The following is a 6,421-nucleotide window of genomic DNA, read 5'->3' as shown; positions in this document are numbered from 1 at the left end:
ATATCGGCACGGTTGCAGATAAGCGGTTGGCAGTCCTGGTCACGGATCGCAACGACAACCCCGTGAGCGGCTATCAGGTGCAGTTTGTCGTCATCTCCGGCGGCGGGCGCATTGTGGAACCGCAGCCGATGGCAACCGATAGCGACGGCATCGCCCGTGCCACCCTTGTTTTGGGGCGCAACCCCGGCGCCAACGTCGTCGACGCGTACGCGCTGGGCCTGAGCGGCTCGCCGGTGCGCTTCCAGTGCCAAGGTGTTGTGCCGCTGCCGTCCACCCTGCTGAAGCTTGCCGGCGACAATCAGACGGGCCCCGTGAATGGGGCGCTGCCTGAGCCGTTCAAGGTGAAGGTGCTCGACACGCAGGGTCGGCCGGTGTGGGGCGCGCCGGTCACCTTTGCCTGCACGACCTCGCCAGCAGGCGAATGGCTTACGCAACAGCCCGACACAACTGACGAGTACGGTATCGCCCAGGCCTCCTACCGCCTCAGCACGCGCGCCGGCGTCAACAATATCAGGGTAACCACGCCGGGAGTGAGCGGCTGGGTAGCCTTTACGGCGACTGGCATTGCCGGCCAGGCAGCAAAGCTCGCGCAAGAACCCTTCCCTGCCGAAGGTATTGTCGGCCAGGTGCTGCTTGGGCCGCTCAGTGTCCGGGTCACCGACACTTACGGCAATCCCGTGGCGGGATTCCCCGTGGAGTTTAGTGTGGTGAGCGGCCAAGGAGCGGTGCTCAATCAGCAACCCTCCACTTCAGATGCCTCGGGGCTCGCCTCGGCGACGGTCATTCTGGGAACCATAGCCGGTCCCAATATCTTCAAGGCCTTGGCTCCCGGGCTGAGCGGTTCACCTGTGTACTTTGTGGTGAACGGCGAGCCAGGGCCAGCTGCTTCCATGGCCAAGCACGCCGGCGATGCCCAAATCGGCACGCCGGGAATGGCTCTGCCCTCTCCCCTGCAGGTCATTCTCAAGGACCGCTATGGTAATCCAGTGCCGAACACCACGGTGAGCTTTGTCGCCGCCACGGGCGGGGGCTCCTTCGTGGAGGAGCAGCCGGTCAAAAGTGACCAGCAGGGCATCGCCACCTCGCGCTGGGTATTGGGCAGTGCGCTCGGGGTGCAAACGGCGTGGGCGGTAAAGGCCGGGGTGAGCGGTTCGCCGTTGGTCTTCCAGGCGACTGCAGTGGCCAATGCCTTCCCCATCATCACCTTCTCCGGCGACACGGTGCGCTACGAGGCCGAGCTGGTGACCGTGCGGGTGCAAGTCTCCGACCCTGATGGCGACCCGGTCACCTTGAACGTCACTGGTCTGCCGCCGGGTGCAACGTTCGATCCTGCCACCGGCATGCTGAGCTGGCTGCCTACCTACGAGCAGGCGGGTAGGTATCCCATCACTTTCAACGCTCAAGATAACAAGGGGGCAACTACGACGCGCGTGCTCACCCTGGTGATCCTGAACAAGAACCGGGTGCCTGTTATCCTCGCCTTCTCACCCCAGGAGAAGCAGTTGGCATTGGACCAGGGGCAGACCCGCCGTTTCAGCATATCGGCACAGGATCCGGATGGCGACCCGCTCCACTTCCTCTGGAAGGTGAACGGGACCGCCGTGGGGCATGATACCACCTACCTTTTGGTGGCGGCGCAATGGTTCCCTGGGCACTACGCGGTTACCGCCTACGTCTTCGACGATAGCGACACCACTTCGCAGAGATGGAGCGTGGACATCCGCACCGCGGTGGAGCTGGTGGCGTTTTCGGCGCGCGTGGTGCCTTACCAGGGGGTAACCATCTCCTGGAAGACCGCCTACGAACTGGGCAACGTGGGCTTCCAGATACTGCGCAGCGTGACTGCCGCTGGCCCCTACGAGGTCTTGAACTCTGAGCTGGTCCCGCCGCGTCAAGATCGCACCTACAGCTTTGTGGACGCCACGGCGAAAGTTGGGCAGACCTACCACTACCGGCTTGCCGACGTGGACGCCATGGGCAGGGCGACCCTTCACCCGCCGATCAGCGTGGTCGTGCCCGTGCCCACGCAGTACAAACTTTGCCAGAACTTCCCCAATCCGTTCAATCCGGTCACCACGCTCCGCTACGAGCTGCCGAAGAGCCAGGCGGTGCGGCTCCTGGTGTTCGACGTGATGGGCAGGGTGGTACGGACCCTGGTCGACCGGGAGCAGGAGCCGGGCTACCACACGGTCACCTGGGATGGCCGCAACGACCTCGGCCAGGCGGTGGGCTCCGGCATTTACTATGCGCGCCTGGAGGCAGGCGACTACCACGCGGTGGTGAAGATGGCGCTAGTGCGGTAGGTCGCGGGAAGCCGGCACGAGGGCAGGGGCGGGCGAGTGACCGCTGAGCACGCGGTTGCGCGCTCGCCCCGTCCGTTGGCGCGGGGGCGTTAGTGGGGGTGAGGGGAGTGTGACACGGCGGCGAGCGAGGTCGTTCCAGGCGCAAGCTGTTCGCAGAGAGGCCTCGGGCAGAGGGTACGAGTCGACGCACAGTCCAAGGGGGAACACAAGTACTCCGAAATCTCTTGCATCACGAAAAAGGCTTTCGTATATTCCAGCAGTACGAGGAATGGCAGTTGGCAGCGGCGACCTGCCCTCCCAGGAGGCTGAGGGCCTTCTGGATGCCTTACACCGGCCAGAGATGCCCGATGGCCGGGCCTATGCCGACGGGCGGGGACACGGGTGCACCCCTTCTGCAGGTGGGAGGAGGGCGCAACCTCATGATGGCCTGCCAAATCTTAGTGGGCCATTTGCTGCAACTGTTGACGCAGTAGGAGCCGCGCCGCATGCCGGCGGCGAAGGCGAGGGGGTGTCATGGAGGAAAGTCAAGCTCTTTGCCGGGTCGAAGTGACCGAATTTCGGTTGCGGCTGGCCCGTGCCCTGCGACCGGGAGAAACACCACAACTACGCGGCTTTTTCGGCCAAAGGTTTATCGAAGAGGTTCTCTTACACCACCATCTGGCGGACGGTTCACTCCTCTATACCTACCCGCGGGTTCAATTCAAGATAGTCGACACGACAGGGTTGCTTGTTGGCGTCGCCGAAGGCAGTAGCCTGCTCTCGAAACTCTGGTTGGACGTAGAAGAGACGATCATCGGCACCGAACAGCTGCCCGTGCTGGAGGCCTCCATCCATCGCAGGCTCGACGTACTTGGGGACACAACCGATCCCGTCGACTATCGCTTCGTCACTCCATGGCTGGCACTGAATCAAGATAATGCGCGACGCTACTGGCGGTTGCCAAGCCGAGCTCAGCGGGTGGCGCTGCTGGAACGCATCCTGGTGGGAAACTGTCTTTCGCTCGCAAAGAGCTTCGGACACACCGTCCGACGGACTTTGCGAGGCGACTGCCGTGAACTCGAGGAAATGCATTGCACGCTTAAGGGTGTGCCGATGATCGGTTTCCTAGGTACCTTCCGCATCAACTTCCTTGTCCCCAACCACTTCGGGTTGGGCAAATCGGTGTCGCGTGGCTTTGGCACCGTAGAGCAGATAGCTGGCGAGCGGCATAGGAGGGACACATGCTCATCGAGGACTTGATCAGGCTTGGGCGCCCGCTGCTGGCAGGTGGCATGAGCCCCAAGGAAATCCTTGAGGTCATTTCCGATGTAGGTGAGGAAAGGGTGAAGAACTTTTACCGGCACGTATTCATTGCCGAACTGCCCCCTCCCGGGTCAGGACGAGGACCAGTTACGCTTCCCATGCAAGTCTGGGGCAACGAACCACCAGACGGGAAGCGAGGGGACTTCGAAGTGAGGATCGCGCGTGCACTCTCAGCGCCATTCGTCTACCCCACCGGAGGTAACCCCCTCAATCCGCAAGGTAGCTATGGCGTGCCGGTCTACCCAGCCTGGCTGATTCGGCAGGACAAGAACACAGGACGATGGACCTCCTTCTCGCAGCCCGAGGAGGTTTATCGTTTCTTGCGGGGACGAGTGGAGCGCACGCCATCCTTGCACGTTGATGAAGCCACCGTGCGTCAGTTGGCGGCTGCGCTCGCGGCTGAGGTGGAGAGAAGCGCACTGCCCGCGGGCGAAAAGGCCCTGGGCATTATCATCTTGGTACAGGGGAACGGCCCAGACTCCGCCTACGGCTACACAGACAAGTCGTCCGACGAATGCCTCGGGGCGAGTGTGCTGTTTCCGGGGCGCTACATCGTGCCCAACTTTGCCGCCATCCTCCGACAGGTGTGGGAAGGGAAGGTTGCCGAGGGTGCGGAAGTGGGCGAGAAACAAGGGACGTGCTCCGTGTGTGGGGGCGAAGGCCACGTCGTTGCCTCCTACTGCAAATCATGGCCGTGGGCCCTACCGGAGTGGAACTGTCCCCTGCCCCATGCTGGGGACGAAGCGCACTGGGTTGAAGGGGTTGCACTGTGCACAACCTGCTGTCGAGCGCTGACACTTGGGGCGCGGGTATTCAGCCGCCTGGCCCGCCCCCTGCACGCTGAGGTAACCCGCGAACTGTTCTCGCCGGTGGCGGACGCCGAAGCGCGCCGGGTGAGCAGGCGTGGCGACCTCCAGCGTCTCACGGTGATCTATGGAAGTGGCTTTCTGCTCCCGGTCAGCGACGAGGCCCTCTCTGACCCAGAACTGTCGGCTCAGTATGCTCGGAATGTGAAATCCATGCTGAGCGGCTCCCAGAGGGAGGGCACTCTCGCCGAGCAGTTCATGGAGACCGTCACTGGCTTCGACTTGTTCCTCCCCGAGGAAGTCGACCCGGCCGACTTTCGCCTGACGCTGGTCTACTTCCATGGGGACTACACCAGAGGGGATGTGCACGTCCGCGCCATCATCCAGGAGGTAATCCCGTCAACGCTCAGGGCTCTGAAGCGCATTGCGGCCCGGAGTTGCGACCATTCCTGGGAGGCGCTCGTGGCGTTGCTAGGTGAGGACCGGGCGCGAGCACGACGCGGGAGCTACCTTTCAGTTCCCTACCTCCTGGCCCGCGGCTTCGGTGGGCCATTCCTTTGGGACTGCCTGCAGACGGTGCTCCGCTGCGGCCCCCTGGACACCAGGCGACCAGTGCGGAACGCCGCCTCCCGTATGAACAGCCTGGCCCACCGGCTGCCGGATACCCTGCCCCTAGTGAGAGAAGAGGTCGCCTTCTTTGTCACTTTTCTCGCCTTCGCAGAGGAGTACACATCGTGGCTGCAAAGAGAGGGGCGACAACCGAAACCCGCCCCCCAGGACGACCACCAAACAAGGAGGGGAACCATGCCTATGCGAGACTGGAAAGAGCTGCTGACGATGCTTGAGGAGCAGCCGGTGACGGACATCTCATTCGCTTCTGCAGCGGAACTGGGGTTTGGCTGTGGGGCACTGCTCCGCCAATTTGGGAGGTGGTACTACACCGCCACCGGCAAGGACCTGCTCAAGCACCGCGTGATGACCTATGGTACCGACCTCACCCCCGAGCTGGTCTGGAAGAAAGGATTGGCTAAGCTGTTCGAGGTCGAAGCCCGTTACCCGGCCATTAAGGTGAGCAGCGACTTTCGGCAGAGAGTAGGAGCGGCGCTTGTCGCTTTGGAGCAGATGCAAGAGCAGGTGAAAAGGGAGCGCGAGGCGTTCATGAGCGCCTTCTGGGCCGGGTACACTCTCCAGGGAGCCGCTGCACATGTCGAACGCTCATAGGCTAACACAACGGGAGGAATAGCCATGGCTACCGAAGTCCACACTGGGGAAATACTCTTCGTCAAGAGCGTGAAGGACGGTATCCCCAACCGTGATCCCCTGCGAGACAGCGATGCACGGCGCATCTTCGGCGAAGACGATGGGCGCATTTCCCTGTCTGACGTCAGCATCAAGCGCGATGTGCGCGACTTTATCCTAGCGCGTTACCCCGACGGAGGGCCGGCAAAGAGCCTGTTCATCTTCGTGCGTAAGGAATTCACCGAGAAGGGAAAGTTGCGCGGCCGCGAGGGATTGGCGCTGTCTATCCTCGAAAGAGCATACAACGAGCGAACCAAAGAGGTCGAACGAGAGAAGTTTTTCCAAGCCGCCTTCGACGCCCGCGTCTTCGGCGTGGTGTTCAGCGTCGGCGGCAAAGCCTTCAACCAATGCGGACCTGTCCAGTTTGCATGGGCCCACTCCCTGCACCCGGTCGAAACCAAGTACGTGCAAGGAACCGTGGTCATGCCCTCCCGAGAAGGAGAGGAAGAACTGGCTGGAGAAGAAGAAGGTGCAACCATGGGCACGATATGGTCCACATATGTGTGCCCGTTCGCGGTGTTTGCCATGCCGGCGGTGGTCAGCGCGCCCATTGCTCGTGACACCGGCATGAGCGCCGAGGATGTGGACCTGTTGCTGGAGGCCCTGTGGAGGGGAACACTCAGCCGCCAGGCACGCGGTCGGGGCATCCAACAACCTCTGCTCCTCGTGCACGTGGAGTACCACGATCCTTTCTTCCGCTTGGGTTACCTG

The 6,421-nt window shown here is 62.4% G+C and carries 4 protein-coding genes; all 4 read left to right on the top strand.

Translation table 11 applies throughout. The features are described 5' to 3' along the window. On the top strand, positions 1-2,303 hold a 2,303-nt coding region (locus H5U38_13660), incomplete at its 5' end, for an Ig-like domain-containing protein (GenBank protein ID MBC7188066.1). Positions 2,304-2,816: 513 nt separating this feature from the next. Next, the gene (locus tag H5U38_13655) at positions 2,817-3,542 is read left to right on the top strand and encodes a hypothetical protein (GenBank protein MBC7188065.1); all 726 of its coding nucleotides are present in this window, start codon (positions 2,817-2,819) and stop codon (positions 3,540-3,542) included. Beyond that, positions 3,524-5,632 (top strand): hypothetical protein, encoded by a 2,109-nt coding sequence (locus H5U38_13650; protein MBC7188064.1) that lies wholly within the window; start codon positions 3,524-3,526, stop codon positions 5,630-5,632. Before H5U38_13655 ends, H5U38_13650 begins: the two co-directional genes overlap by 19 nt. 24 nt (positions 5,633-5,656) lie before the next feature. After that, positions 5,657-6,421 (top strand): type I CRISPR-associated protein Cas7 (locus tag H5U38_13645; GenBank protein MBC7188063.1); only part of this gene is annotated, 765 nt, incomplete at its 3' end.

It is taken from the genome of Calditrichota bacterium, assembly GCA_014359355.1.
Lineage (GTDB): Bacteria > Zhuqueibacterota > Zhuqueibacteria > JANLFK01 > Oleimicrobiaceae > Oleimicrobium.
This window is presented reverse-complemented; position numbering and strand designations above follow the sequence as displayed.

Bases quoted from the DNA above. Each gene is read 5' to 3' on its own strand.
- H5U38_13650 (MBC7188064.1), top strand. From the start codon at position 3,524: ATGCTCATCGAGGACTTGATCAGGCTTGGGCGCCCGCTGCTGGCAGGT.
- H5U38_13655 (MBC7188065.1), top strand. From the start codon at position 2,817: ATGGAGGAAAGTCAAGCTCTTTGCCGGGTCGAAGTGACCGAATTTCGG.